The following is a 13,730-nucleotide window of genomic DNA, read 5'->3' as shown; positions in this document are numbered from 1 at the left end:
TCGGCTCTCCGGGCGCAGTCAGCGCCAGGCGGTGATTCTCGTCCCTCCGGCGGTCGTGCCGTCCAGGCGGTTGTGAGCTGTGCGATGCAGCGTTGCCTGGCGCTTGTCGAAGGTGCCGGTCAGCACCACTTCATAGCCGCGCAGCGACCAGCCGGTGACCTGCCCCAGGTCCGAGCCGAAGCACCCGAAGGAGGAGGCGTAGCCTGTGGGGCGCCCCACGGGGCGGTTAAGCGTCAGTTTGCACTGCTTCCCGTCGATATCGAGCTGCCAGGAGCCGGCGAGATCGGATGAGCTCGGTGTTGGCCTGTATCCACCATCGCCGCTGCCGGCGGCGGCCGCGCCGATCATCGCGGCCATGGTGGCGCCAAGGGCGTCCGGGTTGACCGAGACGGAGGCGCTGGTGCTGAAACTCTTGGTGTGGCGGGTCCCATCCGCGCCGACCCAGGACTTTGTCTTGGAGCTGAGGGTAGCCTTGCGCGTCATGTTGTGGGTGCGCCAGGTGGTGGAATTGTAGGGCATCGAACTGGGCCGGTAATAGGTGCCGGTCGCATAAGGGCTCGGTCCCGGCCCGGTCGATTGGCAAGCGGTGACAAGAAGGCCGGAGACGAGGACGGCGAGCTTCTTCACGTTTCGGATGTCCCTGTTGCTGTGGCGAAGCCGCCTTGACGCGGGTCCCACCATTGCGGAGATGAGTATTCTTTTCTGGCTGTTCTGGGGGTGTTTCTACAAGGAGTTTTTATGTGATCTGGACATTTGGAAAAGAATTCCGGATGCCTTGCAAGGAATTCCTCCGCCTGGGAGATGGTTTCCCGGACTGAGATTTGTTATTAATATTATGTTAACCTTGAAGCGGGAGGAGCCTTTCCAGGAAGGTTTGGGCGATGTCGGTCGAGGCATCCTGACGTGGGTGCAATTCGTCGGTCCAGCGTCCGGCGACGATGCCTCTCAGGTCCATGACTTCCGCATTCGGGTGGTTCTTCGTGACCTTGTCGAGCAGGGCGTAGAAATGGTCGACCAGAAAGGCGATGATTTCGGCGATCAGGCGGGCGTCGGCCTCAAGGTCGTAGCCCTTGGCGGCAAAGGGCTGACCGAGCCAGGGTTCGCCGGCCAGCGGCACCGGGCGGTCGTAGCCATGGAGCAACAGCACCGTGCCGGGGGCGAGCGCGGCCACGTCGGCGGCCAGGGTGTTGTAGCCTTCGGCAAGTCGGCTGAGGGCAGCGTCGAGCCGTCCCCCGATCAGATATGCGCGCGGATCGCCGCTGCCGCCTCCGGCCTCCTTCGGTTTCAGCAAGGTGGCAAGGGCGCTGCCGCCGAGAATGTCGTTGCCGCCGCCGGAGAAGATGAAGAAGTCGTAGATGCCGGAGGCGAGTGGCTGGCGGTAGTCCCGCGCGGCGAGGATTTCGGCGAAGGTGTCGCCCGGCCAGGCGATGCCGCGGGTGTAGAGATCCGGCCGTTGCTCGATCACATCGAAGAAGGTCATGTCATAGCCGAGGGCGGCGGAGAACGGCCAGAGGATGTTGATCCAGGAATCCCCTTCGGCGCAGATCTTGAGCGTGCCGGGTGCTGCCGGGATGGTCTGGCGGACCGCATCCCGGCGGTAGGCGGAGCGCAATTCGCCAGACAGGTCGCGCCCGGTGGCATCGAGAAGCCGGTAGACCAGGGCGGTCTCGGCGTTTTTCTCGATCCGGTCAATGCGGTCGGCCCAATGCCCGGTCAGCTCATCCGTCATCGATTGCCCCTGCCTGCGGTCGCGGTGCCGGCATGAAATCGCGTTTGCCGGGTTTGCGCAAGATCGCCGCGCCGTCAACGGTTAGGGGCCCGGGACTATTTGATCCCGGCGCGCATGAAGCTCTGCACGAACTGGCGCTGGAACAGCAGGAAGGCGATCAGGAGCGGGGCGGTGGTCATCAGCGTCGCGGCGTTGATCACCGACCATTCGATGCCGGAATCGATGGCGGAAAAGATGCTGAGACCAACAGTGACCGGCCGGGTTTCTTCCGAGTTGGTGACAATCAACGGCCAGAGGAAGTTGTTCCAGTGATGGCTGACCGAAACCAGCCCGTAGGCAAGGTAGGTCGGCTTGGCGAGCGGAATGTAGACGCGCCAGAGGATGCCGAGCACGGAGGCGCCCTCGATGCGGGCGGCCTCGTCCAGCTCGCGCGGGATGGTCAGGAAGGTCTGGCGCAGAAGGAAGATGCCGAAGCCGGAGGCGATATAGGGCAGGGCGATCGCCGGGATCGTATCCACCAGATCGAGCAGCCGCATGGTCTTGTAGTTCTCGACGATCAGGATATCCGGCATCACCAGCAACTGCAGCAGCACCAGGGTGAAGAGGATCGAGCGTCCGGGAAAGGTGAACCGTGCGAAAGCATAGGCGGCCAGGGTGCACAAGAGGAACTGGCCGGCGAGGATCAGCGTCACCAAAAGGAAGGTGTTGAGGAAATAGCGGGCGAAGGGCGCCGCGTTCCAGGCGGCGATGAAGTTGTCGGCGGTGAGCGGCGCGGTCAGCACGAAGCGCGCCTCGTAGGCACCCGGGTGGATCGCCGTCCAGACCGCATAGACCAAGGGCAGGATCCACATCAGCGCGAGCAGCCAGGCGGCGAGGGTGTTCAGCGTCTGGTCGAGGGAGAAGGGGCGTCCGGTCATTTGTAATGCACCCGCCGGTCGAAGAGGAAGAACTGGCCGATGGCCATGAGCGAGAGCAGGAGCAGCAGCACCACCGTCAGCGTGGCGCCATAGCCGGTCTCCCAGAAGCGGAACGCGGTCTCGTAGATGTAGAACAGCAGCAGCGAGGAGGCGTTGTCCGGCCCGCCGTCGGTCAGGATGAAGATGTGATCGACCAGGCGGAAGGAGTTGATCACCGCGTTGATCGACACAAACAGGGTGGTCGGCATCATCAGCGGGAAGGTGATGCGCCAGAAGATGGTCCAGCGGCTCGCGCCCTCGATCCGCGCCGCCTCGGTCAGGGTCACCGGAATGGCCTGAAGCGCGGCAAGATAGAAGATCATGAAGAAGCCGGCTTCCTTCCACACGGTGACGACGATCACGGCGTTGAGGGCGGTGGCCGGATCGCCGAGCCAGTTGACGCTGCTCCAGCCGAACAGGGAGCTGGTGAGCTGGTCGATCAGGCCGAAACCGGGGGTGTAGAAGAACAGCCAGATATTGGCGACCGCGATCAGCGGCAGGACGGTGGGGGTGAAGAACGCCATGCGCAGGAAGCCGCGCCCCGCCATCTTGTCGTTGACCCAGAGCGCCATGACGATCGCCAGTGCCACCGACATGGGGATGGTGCCGAGCGCGAACCACAGATTGTTGCCCAGCACCTTCCAGAACACCGCGTCATCCAGCAGGCGCTCGTAATTCGTCAGCCCCAGGAACTTCGCCTCGCGCCGGCCGCGCGGGGTCGAATAGAAGCTGTTGATGATGGTGGTGATCGCCGGGATGTGGGTGAAGGCGAACAGAAACACCATGGCCGGCAGCAACAGCAGCCAGCCATGGATCCAGTCCCTGCGAAAACGGACGGAGCGATGTGACGTCATGGCGATGGGCGGGCCCTGCGCGCGGGAGAGGAAGGGAAAAGGGACCGGCGGGCGCGATGGCCCGCCGGTCCGGCGTGTCGGGTCTTGGCTTAGCGGTACTCGGCGAGGATCGCGTCGGCCTTGCTCTGGGCGTCCTTCAGCGCCGCTTCCGGATCCTTCTGACCGGTGATGGCGGCGGCCAGTGCGTCGTTGAAGATGCTGGTGACGCGCTGGTTCTGGTAGGTGGAGAGCTCGGCAACCGCGTGCTCAAGCTGGTCGCGGGCGACGAGGACCGGCGGGAAATCGGCGGCATAGGCCTTCATCGTGTCTGTCTCCCAGGTCTCGGCGCGCGGAGCGACGTAACCGGTGGCCATGGTCCACTTGGCCGACTGCTGCGGCGCGGTGATCCACTTGACGAAATCGACGGCCGCCTGGGCCTGCTCGTCCGTGGCGCCCTTCAGCAGGTAGAAGTTGCCGCCGCCGGTCGGCGCGCCGCGCCGCTTGTTGGCCGGCAGCATGGCCACGCCGAACTCGAACGGCGCGTTGGTGCGCACGTTGGTGAGGTTGCCGGTGGAGGTCCACATCATCGCGGTCTGGCCCTCGAAGAAGGCCTTGGGGGTTGCGCCCCATTCGATGATGCCCGGGGCCATCACGCCGTATTTGCCGCTGAGGTCGACCATGTACTGCAGCGCCTCGACCACCTTCGGATCGTCGAAGTTGGTCTTGTTGCCGTCGGCATTGGCCAGGATCACGTCATTTTCCGTGGTCAGGCCCTGGAACAGCCAGTAGGGGAAGCCGGAGGAGGGAATGCGCACGCCCCAGCGGGTGACGTTGCCGCTGGCGTCCTTCTTCACCAGCTTCTGGCCGTATTCGACCATCTCGTCCCAGGTGGCCGGCGGCGTTTCCGGATCGAGGCCGGCGTCCTTGAAGGCTTCCTTGTTCCAGTAAAGCACCGGCGTGGAGCGCTGGAACGGAATGCCGTAGGTCTTGCCGCCGGTCTGGCTGTTTTCCATGAAGGCCGGGTAGAAGCCGTCGAGCCAGGCCTTGCCTTCCTCACCGGGGAGGTAGTCGTCGAACGGCATGATCAGGTCTTCGTCGATCAGCGTGAACATGTCGACCGAAAGGATCACCGAGAGCTGCGGCGGGTTGCCGCCACGGGCGGCGGTGATCACCTTGGCGACCGTATCCTGATAGGAGCCGGTGTAGACCGCGTCGATGGTCACGTCCGGGTTGGCGGCGACATATTCGTCGGTGAGGCTCTGGATGGTCTCGGCCGCCGCGCCGCCGACGGCGACGGGGAAGTAGAATTGCAGGTCGACCGCATGGGCGGAGGCCCAGGTGCCGAAGGTCAGGGCCGTCGTGGCGACGGCTTTCAGCAAGGTGTGTTTCATCTCGTTCAACTTTCCCTTGTCAATGCCGTCCGCGGTGATCGGCGGCTGGTCGCCCCCGGGGAGCCGGGGGCAAGGCGTCAGGACCGCATCAGCGGCCCGAGTGTCTCTTTCAGATCGTCCCGGCGGGGCCCGGTCTCGCCTGCGAACACGTGCAGATCATCAATGGCGAAGGCGAGCCGGAGCTCCTGGCCAACCTCGATCTCGCGCTGGCCGTGAACGCGCACCACCAGCGGTGCGCCGTTCAGGCTGCAGTCGATCAGAAGGTCCGCGCCGAGGTACTCCACGCCGGTGACGGTGGTCGTCAGCGGCCCGTCCGCATCGGGCACGAGCGCTTCCGGGCGCAGGCCGAGCAGGCAACCGGGGCAGGCGGCCTCGACGGCTGGCAGGGCCGCGCCGGCGAAGACGTTCATGGGCGGGCCGCCGATGAAGCGGGCGACGAAGGGGGTGGCCGGGCGGGTGTAGAGCTCGCGCGGCGGGGCGGCCTGCTCTACCTTGCCGCCGTTCAGGAGCACCACCTGATCGGCCATGGTGATCGCCTCGACCTGATCGTGGGTCACGTAGATCATGGTGAAGCCGAGCTGGCGCTGCAGGGCGCGGATTTCCAGCCGCATTTCGTGGCGCAGCTTGGCGTCGAGATTGGACAGCGGCTCGTCCATCAGGCACACGGGCCGTTCGGCGATGATCGCGCGGCCGAGGGCGACGCGCTGCTGCTGGCCGCCGGAGAGCTGCGCGGGCTTGCGATGGAGCAGGGCGCTGAGGCCAAGCAGCTCGGCGACCTTCTCCAGCCGGTCCTGGCGCTCGGCCTGGGGGGTGCGCCGCACCTTGAGGCCGAAGATGATGTTTTCCGCGACGGTGAGATGGGGAAACAGCGCATAGGACTGGAACACCATCGCCAGATCGCGCTCGGCGCTGGGCAGGCGGGTGACGTCGCGGCCGCCGATCTCGATGCGCCCGCCATCGGCCTCTTCCAGCCCGGCGATCATGCGCAAGGTGGTCGACTTGCCGCAGCCGGACGGGCCGAGCAGCACGGTGAAGGAACCGGCCGGAACGCTGATCGACAGTTCATCGACGGCGGGTTTGCCATCCCAGACGCGCGAGATGCCGCGCAGCTCGATGGCCTTGCCGCTGATGTGCAGGGGGGCGGAGGTACTCATGACGGATTTTCCTCGCCGGAACAGAGTATGAAACGGCCACCGGCGGCGGCAACGCGCTCGGAAAGCGGGCCGGGAAGGGGCTGATCGCAGAAGATGTGGTCCACGTCGGCGATATGGCCGCCGCGTACATGGGCGCGCCGGCCGAACTTGCTGGCATCGAGCACGAGAAAGGCATTGCGGCAATTGGCGAGGATCGCCTGCCGCGCGGCGACCTCCTCCTCGTGGAAGTCGAGCAGGGTGCCATCCTCATCGACCCCGGCGACGCCAAAGACGCCGATATCCACCTTGTAGGCGGAAAAGAACGCCTGGGTGTCGGGGCCGAGAATGTCCCGGTCGCCATGGCGCAGCCGGCCCCCGGCGATGGACACCTCGAAATCATCGTTCTGGGAGGCGGTGAAGGCCACGTGCAGATTGTTGGTCAGGACGCGCAGGCCGTGGTGATGGGCGAGCGCCTGCATGACGATTTCCGGGGTGGTGCCGATGGAAAACGCCAGCGAGGCGCCATTGGGTACATGCCGGGCCACCTCGGCGGCAATGGCGTCCTTGGCCGGAAGGTTGAGGATGCGGCGACGGCTGTAGTGAAGGTTGCCGGTTTCCGCCGGCGGCTCGACGCCGCCATGGGTGCGGCGCAGAACGCCGAGGGAGCAGAGCCGGCCAAGGTCGCGGCGGATGGTCTGGGTGGTGACATCGAAGCGGGCGGACAGCGCCTCGACCGAGGCAAATCCGTGCGACTGCACCAGATCGGCAATTTCCCGCTGCCGGGCGGTGATGGCGAAATGTGCGTTCATGTGACCTGCTTCCGGCGCCATCGGCGCGTTTCGGATGCTCGATTAAATCGTTCATATGAACGGCATGCAACGTTCATATGAACATAAAATGACAGGAGGCGATGTGCGGAGGCGGTGAGCAAGAGGTGGGATGGACGCAGCGGCCATCGGGCCGCGCGGCAGGACGTCCCCACCAACGAAGCGCGCGGACGCGTGATGGGAAGTGTAATTGCGGAACGTTGCACCCTTAAATGCGAATAATTCGCAATTGCATTGACAGATGCAACTCGTTCTCATAATCATTCTGAACAGGTTGAATGCGAACCGGGGATACGGATAGGTCATGCAGATAACGAAACGTGGGGTTCTGTCGCTGATTGCCGGCGCGGCAATGATGATTGTCGGCGCTGGCGGGGCGCAGGTTCAGGCCCAGTCCCCAGCCCCTTTGACCGTGGTTGCGACCACCGGGATGATTGCCGACGCGGCGCGTCAGGTCGGCGGCGACCAGGTCACGGTGCAGGCGCTGATGGGACCGGGGGTGGACCCGCATGCCTATCGCCAGACCCGGACCGACATCGTGGCGATGATCGATGCCGATCTGGTTCTGTGGCATGGCCTGTTCCTGGAGGCGCAGATGCAGTCCTTCATGCATGAACTCGGCGAGCAGAAGCCGGTGGTGGCGGTCGCCGAGGCGATGCCGAAGGACCTGCTGATCGCCCATGACGACTATGCCGACAAGTACGATCCGCATGTGTGGATGGACCCGGAGCGCTGGACCCATGTGGTCGCGGCGGTGCGCGATGCGCTGATTGCGGCGCGCCCGGAGGCGCAGGCGGTGTTCACCGCCAATGCCGAAAAACACCTGGCGGATGTCAAGGCGCTGGCGGAATATGCCCGCAAGGCGACCGCCTCGGTTCCGCTGGAGGCGCGGGTGCTTCTGACCGCCCATGATGCGTTCAACTATTTCGGCCTGGCCCATGGGTTCGAGGTGCTGGGCATTCAGGGTATCTCCACGGAAAGCGAGGCTGGGCTCAACCGCGTGGCCGAACTGGTCGATTTGCTGGTGGAGCGCAAGATCGGCGCGGTGTTCGTGGAATCCTCCGTTTCCGACCGCAACATCCGTGCCCTGATCGAAGGGGCGGCAGCCAGGGGGCACAAGGTGGTGATCGGCGGCGAGCTGTTTTCCGACGCGATGGGCGCGGATGGCACCTATGAGGGCACCTATCTGGGCATGATCGACCACAATGTCACGGTGATTTCCGGCGCGTTGGGTGGCAAGGTTCCGCAGGGTGGAATGCGCGGCAAGCTGGCGGGAAGCTGACACTCATGAAGGACCAACAGGTGATCGAGCAGACGGTGGTGGAACTGGCGGCGGGCGGCGAAAGGCCGTCCGCCGCGGAGGCAGGCGGTGTGGCGGCGTTGCAGCTTGCCGAGATGACCGTGTCCTATGGCGAGAAGCCGGCGATCTTTTCGGTCGATGCCCGGATCCCGGCGCGCAGCATGGCGGCGATCATCGGGCCGAACGGGGCGGGCAAGTCGACCCTTTTGAAAGCGGCGCTCGGGATCGTCCCGCGTCTTTCGGGCAAGGTGACGGTGTTCGGCGAGCCGTTTCAACAGGCAAGGCACCGCATTGCGTATGTGCCGCAGCGGGCCTCCGTCGACTGGGACTTCCCGACCCGGGTGATCGATGTGGTTCTGATGGGGCTCTACCGGGAACTGGGGCTGTTGCGCCTGGTACGCCGGCGCCACCGGGAGATGGCGCTTGCCTGCTTGGACCGGGTCGGCATGGCCGATTTCGCCGAGCGGCAGATCGGTCAACTCTCCGGGGGGCAGCAGCAGCGGGTGTTCCTGGCCCGCGCGCTGGCGCAAGGGGCCGATCTCTACCTGCTGGACGAGCCTTTCGCCGGCGTCGATGCGGCGACGGAAAAGGCGATCATCGCCGTCTTGAAGTCGCTGAAGGAGGCGCAAAAGACGGTGCTCTGCGTTCATCACGATCTGGCGACGGTGATCGACTATTTTGATCACGTGCTGCTCGTCAATGTGCGCAAGATCGCCGAGGGACCGGCGGCGACCACCTTCACAGCCGACAATCTGCAGGCCACCTATGGCGGCCGGCTCGCCTCCGCGCATATCGACCAGCTCAAGCTGCCGGCATGACCATGTTGGACACGCTTCTCACAGCCTTGATGCTGCAGGCTGGTTACAACGCGGCGCTGGTCGCGCTCGGGGCCGGGCTGCTTGGCATCGCCGCCGGTGCCGGCGGCACCTTCCTGTTTCTGCGTAAGCGGGCGCTGGTCAGCGACGCGGTGGCCCATGCAACGCTTCCCGGTGTCGGGATCGCCTTCATCGTCATGGTTCTTCTGGGCGGTGACGGGCGCAGCCTGCCGGGCCTGTTGCTCGGCTCGGCGATTTCCGCAGCCATCGGCCTGTTGCTGGTGGAATGGATCGCCCGGCGCACAAGGCTGGCCGAAGATGCGGCGATTGGCGCCGTGCTGTCGGTGTTCTTCGGCATCGGCATCGTTCTGCTGACGGTGATTCAGACCATGTCCCGGGGCAAGCAGGCGGGGCTGGAAAGCTTCCTGCTCGGCTCGACGGCGGGCATGCTCTATCAGGACGCGGTGGTGATCGCCATCGGCGGCGGGCTCGCGCTCCTGGCGGTGCTGCTTTTGCGCCGGCCGATGACGCTGGTCGCCTTCGATCCCGAATATGCGGCGGCGCGCGGGCTGGAGGTTCGGCTCGTCGATCTGGCGATGATGGGGCTTGTGCTGGGCGTCACTGTGATCGGGTTGAAGATCGTCGGCCTGATCCTGATTGTCGCCATGCTGATCATCCCCGCCGTGACCGCGCGGTTCTGGACTGACCGGACCGAGCATGTGGTGCTGGTTGCCGGGGCGCTGGGCGGGGTATCCGGCTATCTCGGTGCGGCACTGTCCGCATCGGCGCCGGGCATTCCCACCGGGCCGATCATCGTGCTGGTCGCCTTCGGTCTGTTCTTCCTGTCGCTGCTTCTGGCCCCGAAGCGGGGCGTGCTTGCGGCGCTGCTGCGGCACCGCCGGTTCCAGTTGCGGGTGCATCGGCGGCAAGGGCTCCTGGCGCTGGCCCATGGCGAGCCGGTGCTCGACCCGCTGACGATCCGGGTGCTCAGGCGCGACGGAATGATCCGCGGTGACATGGTGCCGACCGACGCGGGGCGCGCGCGAGCGGCCAAGGCGCTGCGCGATGAGCGGCGCTGGGAGATCGCCCGGCAGATTCACCAGGATGAGGCGATCCACGGCCGCTATGACGGGCTGACGCCAATCGAGAACGTTTTGACGCGCGATGAGATCGCTGACATCGACCGCCGGATCGGCGGGCCGGTGGTCGCCGGTGGCGCGGCCTGAAGGGACACATGATGGGAAGCGCTTTCGTTCAACTGTCACTGACGCCGATCCTGATCGGCGTGTTGTCGGCCATTGCCTGTGCCTTGCCGGGCAACTTCCTGATCCTGCGCCGGCAGGCGCTGATCGGCGATGCGATCAGCCATGTGGTGCTGCCGGGCATCGTCGTTGCCTTTCTGATCACCGGTGCCACCGCCAGCATGGCGATGTTGCTCGGTGCCGCCGGGGCGGCGGTCGTGGCGGTGCTCCTGATCGAGGCGATCAAGCGGCTCGGGCGGATCGAGCCGGGGGCGGCGATGGGGGTCACCTTTACCTCCATGTTCGCTGGCGGCGTGCTGCTTCTGGAACAGAGCGACACCAGCACGGTGCATCTGGATGTCGAGCACGCGCTGATGGGCAATCTGGAGAGCCTGATCTGGTTCAGGGCGCGCGGCTGGGAGTCTCTTTTCGACCCGGTGGCGCTTGCCCACCTGCCGCCGGAGCTGCCGCGCATCGCCGTGGTCGCCCTGCTGATGGTGCTGTTGATGGTGGTGTTCTGGCGGCCGCTCAAACTGTCGACCTTCGATGAGGGGTTTGCCGGAACGGTCGGCGTGCCGACCGGGCTCATGGGCTTTGCCCTGGTCGTTGCCGCTGCGGTGGCGGCGGTGGCCGCCTTCGATGCGGTCGGCTCGATCATCGTCATCGCCATGTTCATCTGTCCGCCGGCGGCGGCCCGGCTGATGACCAACCGGCTGGAAATCCAGATCCTGTGGAGCGTGGTGTTCGCAACCCTGTCCGCAGTGCTTGGCTATGTGCTGGCCGGATACGGGCCGTTGTGGTTTGGCGCCGATCACGCGGTCAGCGCGGCCGGCATGATCGCCGCCGTGTCCGGGGCAATCCTGGCACTGGCCAGCGTGGCGGCGCCGCATCGCACCCGCCTCGGTGCGCCGAAAGACGCTGGATAGAATGCGTCCTCGTGCGCGCGCAGGGGAAGGTTCATCAAAATAAAAATACTTTATATTTTCTATTTAGAGATTCTGTTTCTGAATTGTAATTCCCTTAAGGCAGAGCCACTAAAAGAGGTGGGATATCTGTGCAATTCTGACAATTGTTGACGGGCTGACGTAGTGTCAGAATTCTCGCATTGGTTGCGTTTCGCGACCATTCTAGCATTACGCGATGCGAGGATCAGATGTTCGATATCACCACTGTGCGAGAGATCGACTACGGCTCCGACAAGGTCGTCTATGTCTATCAGGATCATGACGACCCGAAGCTCTGGTACATGGTGCCAGTCCCGACCTTGCGCAGGGTCAATGGGGCGCCGGCCTTTTCGCTGACCTCCTACACGAAGAACGGCGGCGGTATCGCCGGGTTGTGCACCTTCGAGATGGAGTTGATCCAGCCGGCGGAAGCGCGCCGCGCGGCGGAGGAGGTGCTCGGCGACGACATCAGCTGGGGCGGCTTCACCTGGGTCGGCGGCACGGCTTTTTTCCACTATGACATCGAGGGCGAGGCGGAGGTGCTGGCGGTCGAGCCGACGCTCTACGGCACCAATGTCGCCGCCTTCCAGATCCCGCTGAAAACGGCCGAAGCGGTGAACACCTTCAAGAATGCCTATTCGCAGGGCGGCGGTGCCTCGCCGTTCCGGGTCGAATACGACATGCAGGTGCTGACCATGCTGCTCGGTGCCAAGGCGACGGTCAAATACGTGGCCGAAGCGGCGATCGAGTATCAGAAAACCTACAAGACCGTGCGCGACACCTGGGGCAGGCAGAAACAGGTGCTGCAGGAGGTCAAGCAGGTGATGCAACAGTCCGGCGCCGGCGAGGTGAAGGTGACGCTGGGCGCGGGCAGCACTCCGGAGCTGGAGCAGCGGGTGCGCGACTGGGGCTGGACCACCCTGGAGAACCAGGTGGCAAGCACGATCACGGCGGCGGCGACCATGGCCACCGGGCCGGATCCGGTCTCCGCCACCACCTCGTTCGAGCAGACCTATGAGGAAGACACGGTGGTCGACTGGTCGACGCCGGTCAGCACCTTCATGCGCAAGTTCAGCGCCGAGGAATGGAACAATCTGTTCGTTGAGGTGGACAATCGCAAGCTGTCGGTGGTCTTCAACCTGATCGGCCAGTTGTCGCGCACCTCGGACGGGGTTGCGGTTGCCCAGTCGGTCACGGTTACCGTCGACTACCCGACGCGGACCACGGAGAATACCTTCACGCTGATCGTCACCGATGGCGATCAGTCTTCGCTGATCTACGAGGCGCCGGGGGATTTTTCGGGCGGTGCGTACAATCCTCAGTTCACCTATTCCTTCGTGATCCTGTTCGAGGACGGCACGACCTATAACAGCGAGCCGGTGACCACCAGCGATACGCTGGTCAACATCACGCCGAACAATTTCGGTGTACGTCAGGTGGCGTTCATCGGTCAGGGGGTTCCGTTCACCGCGGTGACCGGGGTCAAGAGCGTCGACATCGATTTCTTCTTCGCGCCGCCCGTCGGCAATCCGGCGCTGGTGCAAACCAAGACCATGACCGCCAATGGCGAGGCCAATGCGATCACCTTCGACAGCTTTTACAATCTGCCGATCGGCCAGGCCTATACCTATCGCTTGCGCTATGTGATGGCGGACGGGACGGTGATTGTCTCGCAGCCGCCCGCGGCCCTGAGCAGCGCGCCGGACAACACCAATTCCGGCAACGCGGACATCGTTTTCGTCCGCGACCCCAAGGGGTTGTTCACCCAGTTCACCGTGCGGGCGTTCAACTTCGCGGACCAGCCGGCCGATCTGCTGCTGGTCGATGTGACGGCACAGTACTTCGATCCGGCCAACAATGGCGACAGCGCGCTGTTCCAGAACACCTGGTCGAACTGGCAGCCCACCGGGCTCCTGAGCTTTGCCGAGCCGCGCTGGAACTTCCAGGCTGTCGACAACACGAATACCGCCTTTTTCAATATCAGTGGGACGATTTTCTATTCCGATGGAAAGAGTTTCATACTCGACAATTACAGGCAGTCGAGCGAATACAGGACGCTGACGATTTCAAACACCATCGAGAATTACAGCGTCAAGGTCGATACCGGCCAGATCGACTGGGACAAGGTGGCGAATGTCAACCTGACCATGTTCCAACTGTCGGGTGAGGCCCGCAAGCGATTCGGCAACACCCTGCCGCGCTTCCTGACCAAGCCGCGCGAGGAGATGACCCGCGAGGAGCGGATGGTGGCCGAAGGTGCCCAGGAGAATCTGATCCTGTTCAGTGTCATGGGGCCTGGTCAGGCCACGCCGGCCGAACAGCTGGAACGCTTCTACGGGATCCAGCGTGAGCGCAGCGAACCGACCGTCGAGTTCTTCTACACCGCGATCTATGTGATGAGGGATGGGAGCGCCCCGCGCGAACTGGTCGACCAGAAGGTCGAGGGGCGCCTGTCGGTGGAGCTCCCGGCGCTGCCACCGGAAGGTGTCGCCGGCGGGATCGTGCGACATGTGGTCGATCCGCAGGTCCTGACCGGTCGCCTGCGCGCCGCGGAGTGAGGG

Annotated in this window: 12 protein-coding genes; 5 read left to right on the top strand and 7 right to left on the bottom strand. The window is 64.5% G+C overall.

The genetic code is table 11. The annotated features are described in order from the left end of the window. Nucleotides 1-18: 18 nt before the first annotated feature. The 7 genes from LC062_RS21495 to LC062_RS13465 form a co-directional block, all read right to left on the bottom strand. Complete coding sequence (locus LC062_RS21495) at nt 19-627, bottom strand: AprI/Inh family metalloprotease inhibitor (RefSeq protein ID WP_224911552.1); 609 nt, start codon at nt 625-627, stop codon at nt 19-21. Between the two features lie 211 nt (nt 628-838). Continuing rightward, a complete protein-coding gene (locus LC062_RS13490; RefSeq protein ID WP_224911551.1) occupies nt 839-1,729 on the bottom strand; it encodes a hypothetical protein in 891 nt (296 codons plus the stop codon). A 95-nt stretch (nt 1,730-1,824) separates the two neighbouring features. Continuing rightward, nucleotides 1,825-2,646 (bottom strand): carbohydrate ABC transporter permease, encoded by an 822-nt coding sequence (locus tag LC062_RS13485; RefSeq protein ID WP_224911550.1) that lies wholly within the window; start codon nt 2,644-2,646, stop codon nt 1,825-1,827. Continuing rightward, nucleotides 2,643-3,539, bottom strand: a complete 897-nt coding sequence (locus LC062_RS13480; protein WP_224911549.1) for a carbohydrate ABC transporter permease — start codon at nt 3,537-3,539, stop codon at nt 2,643-2,645. The genes LC062_RS13485 and LC062_RS13480 overlap by 4 nt, the downstream gene beginning before the upstream one ends. Nucleotides 3,540-3,628: 89 nt before the next feature. Further along, nucleotides 3,629-4,909: an ABC transporter substrate-binding protein gene (locus LC062_RS13475; RefSeq protein ID WP_224911548.1), complete on the bottom strand. Its 1,281-nt coding sequence runs from the start codon at nt 4,907-4,909 to the stop codon at nt 3,629-3,631. A gap of 77 nt (nt 4,910-4,986) precedes the next feature. After that, entirely contained in the window at nt 4,987-6,063 is a 1,077-nt protein-coding gene (locus LC062_RS13470; protein WP_224911547.1) for an ABC transporter ATP-binding protein, read from the bottom strand. Further along, complete coding sequence (locus LC062_RS13465) at nt 6,060-6,851, bottom strand: DeoR/GlpR family DNA-binding transcription regulator (protein ID WP_224911546.1); 792 nt, start codon at nt 6,849-6,851, stop codon at nt 6,060-6,062. Before LC062_RS13465 ends, LC062_RS13470 begins: the two co-directional genes overlap by 4 nt. A gap of 322 nt (nt 6,852-7,173) precedes the next feature. Here LC062_RS13465 and LC062_RS13460 point away from each other — a divergent pair, with 322 nt between their 5' ends. From LC062_RS13460 to LC062_RS13440, 5 genes are all read left to right on the top strand, one after another. Continuing rightward, complete coding sequence (locus LC062_RS13460; RefSeq protein WP_224911545.1) at nt 7,174-8,151, top strand: metal ABC transporter solute-binding protein, Zn/Mn family; 978 nt, start codon at nt 7,174-7,176, stop codon at nt 8,149-8,151. A 5-nt stretch (nt 8,152-8,156) separates the two neighbouring features. Further along, a complete protein-coding gene (locus LC062_RS13455; protein WP_318246107.1) occupies nt 8,157-8,987 on the top strand; it encodes a metal ABC transporter ATP-binding protein in 831 nt (276 codons plus the stop codon). Further along, nucleotides 8,984-10,210: a metal ABC transporter permease gene (locus LC062_RS13450; protein ID WP_224911544.1), complete on the top strand. Its 1,227-nt coding sequence runs from the start codon at nt 8,984-8,986 to the stop codon at nt 10,208-10,210. Before LC062_RS13455 ends, LC062_RS13450 begins: the two co-directional genes overlap by 4 nt. An 8-nt stretch (nt 10,211-10,218) precedes the next feature. Then, on the top strand, nt 10,219-11,151 hold the full coding sequence (locus LC062_RS13445; protein ID WP_224911543.1) for a metal ABC transporter permease: 933 nt from the start codon (nt 10,219-10,221) through the stop codon (nt 11,149-11,151). 227 nt (nt 11,152-11,378) lie between these two features. Further along, a complete protein-coding gene (locus LC062_RS13440) occupies nt 11,379-13,727 on the top strand; it encodes a hypothetical protein (protein ID WP_224911542.1) in 2,349 nt (782 codons plus the stop codon). Nucleotides 13,728-13,730 lie beyond the last annotated feature (3 nt).

The sequence above is a fragment of the Stappia indica genome, assembly GCF_020177335.1.
Taxonomy (GTDB): Bacteria; Pseudomonadota; Alphaproteobacteria; order Rhizobiales; family Stappiaceae; genus Stappia; species Stappia indica_B.
Note: the sequence above shows the minus strand (reverse complement) of the source record. Positions and strands in the feature narration are given on the sequence as shown.

Bases quoted from the DNA above. Each gene is read 5' to 3' on its own strand.
- LC062_RS13490 (WP_224911551.1), bottom strand. From the start codon at position 1,729: ATGACGGATGAGCTGACCGGGCATTGGGCCGACCGCATTGACCGGATC.
- LC062_RS13485 (WP_224911550.1), bottom strand. From the start codon at position 2,646: ATGACCGGACGCCCCTTCTCCCTCGACCAGACGCTGAACACCCTCGCC.
- LC062_RS13475 (WP_224911548.1), bottom strand. From the start codon at position 4,909: ATGAAACACACCTTGCTGAAAGCCGTCGCCACGACGGCCCTGACCTTC.
- LC062_RS13480 (WP_224911549.1), bottom strand. From the start codon at position 3,539: ATGACGTCACATCGCTCCGTCCGTTTTCGCAGGGACTGGATCCATGGC.
- LC062_RS13440 (WP_224911542.1), top strand. From the start codon at position 11,379: ATGTTCGATATCACCACTGTGCGAGAGATCGACTACGGCTCCGACAAG.
- LC062_RS13470 (WP_224911547.1), bottom strand. From the start codon at position 6,063: ATGAGTACCTCCGCCCCCCTGCACATCAGCGGCAAGGCCATCGAGCTG.
- LC062_RS13455 (WP_318246107.1), top strand. From the start codon at position 8,157: ATGAAGGACCAACAGGTGATCGAGCAGACGGTGGTGGAACTGGCGGCG.
- LC062_RS13465 (WP_224911546.1), bottom strand. From the start codon at position 6,851: ATGAACGCACATTTCGCCATCACCGCCCGGCAGCGGGAAATTGCCGAT.
- LC062_RS13450 (WP_224911544.1), top strand. From the start codon at position 8,984: ATGACCATGTTGGACACGCTTCTCACAGCCTTGATGCTGCAGGCTGGT.
- LC062_RS13445 (WP_224911543.1), top strand. From the start codon at position 10,219: ATGATGGGAAGCGCTTTCGTTCAACTGTCACTGACGCCGATCCTGATC.
- LC062_RS13460 (WP_224911545.1), top strand. From the start codon at position 7,174: ATGCAGATAACGAAACGTGGGGTTCTGTCGCTGATTGCCGGCGCGGCA.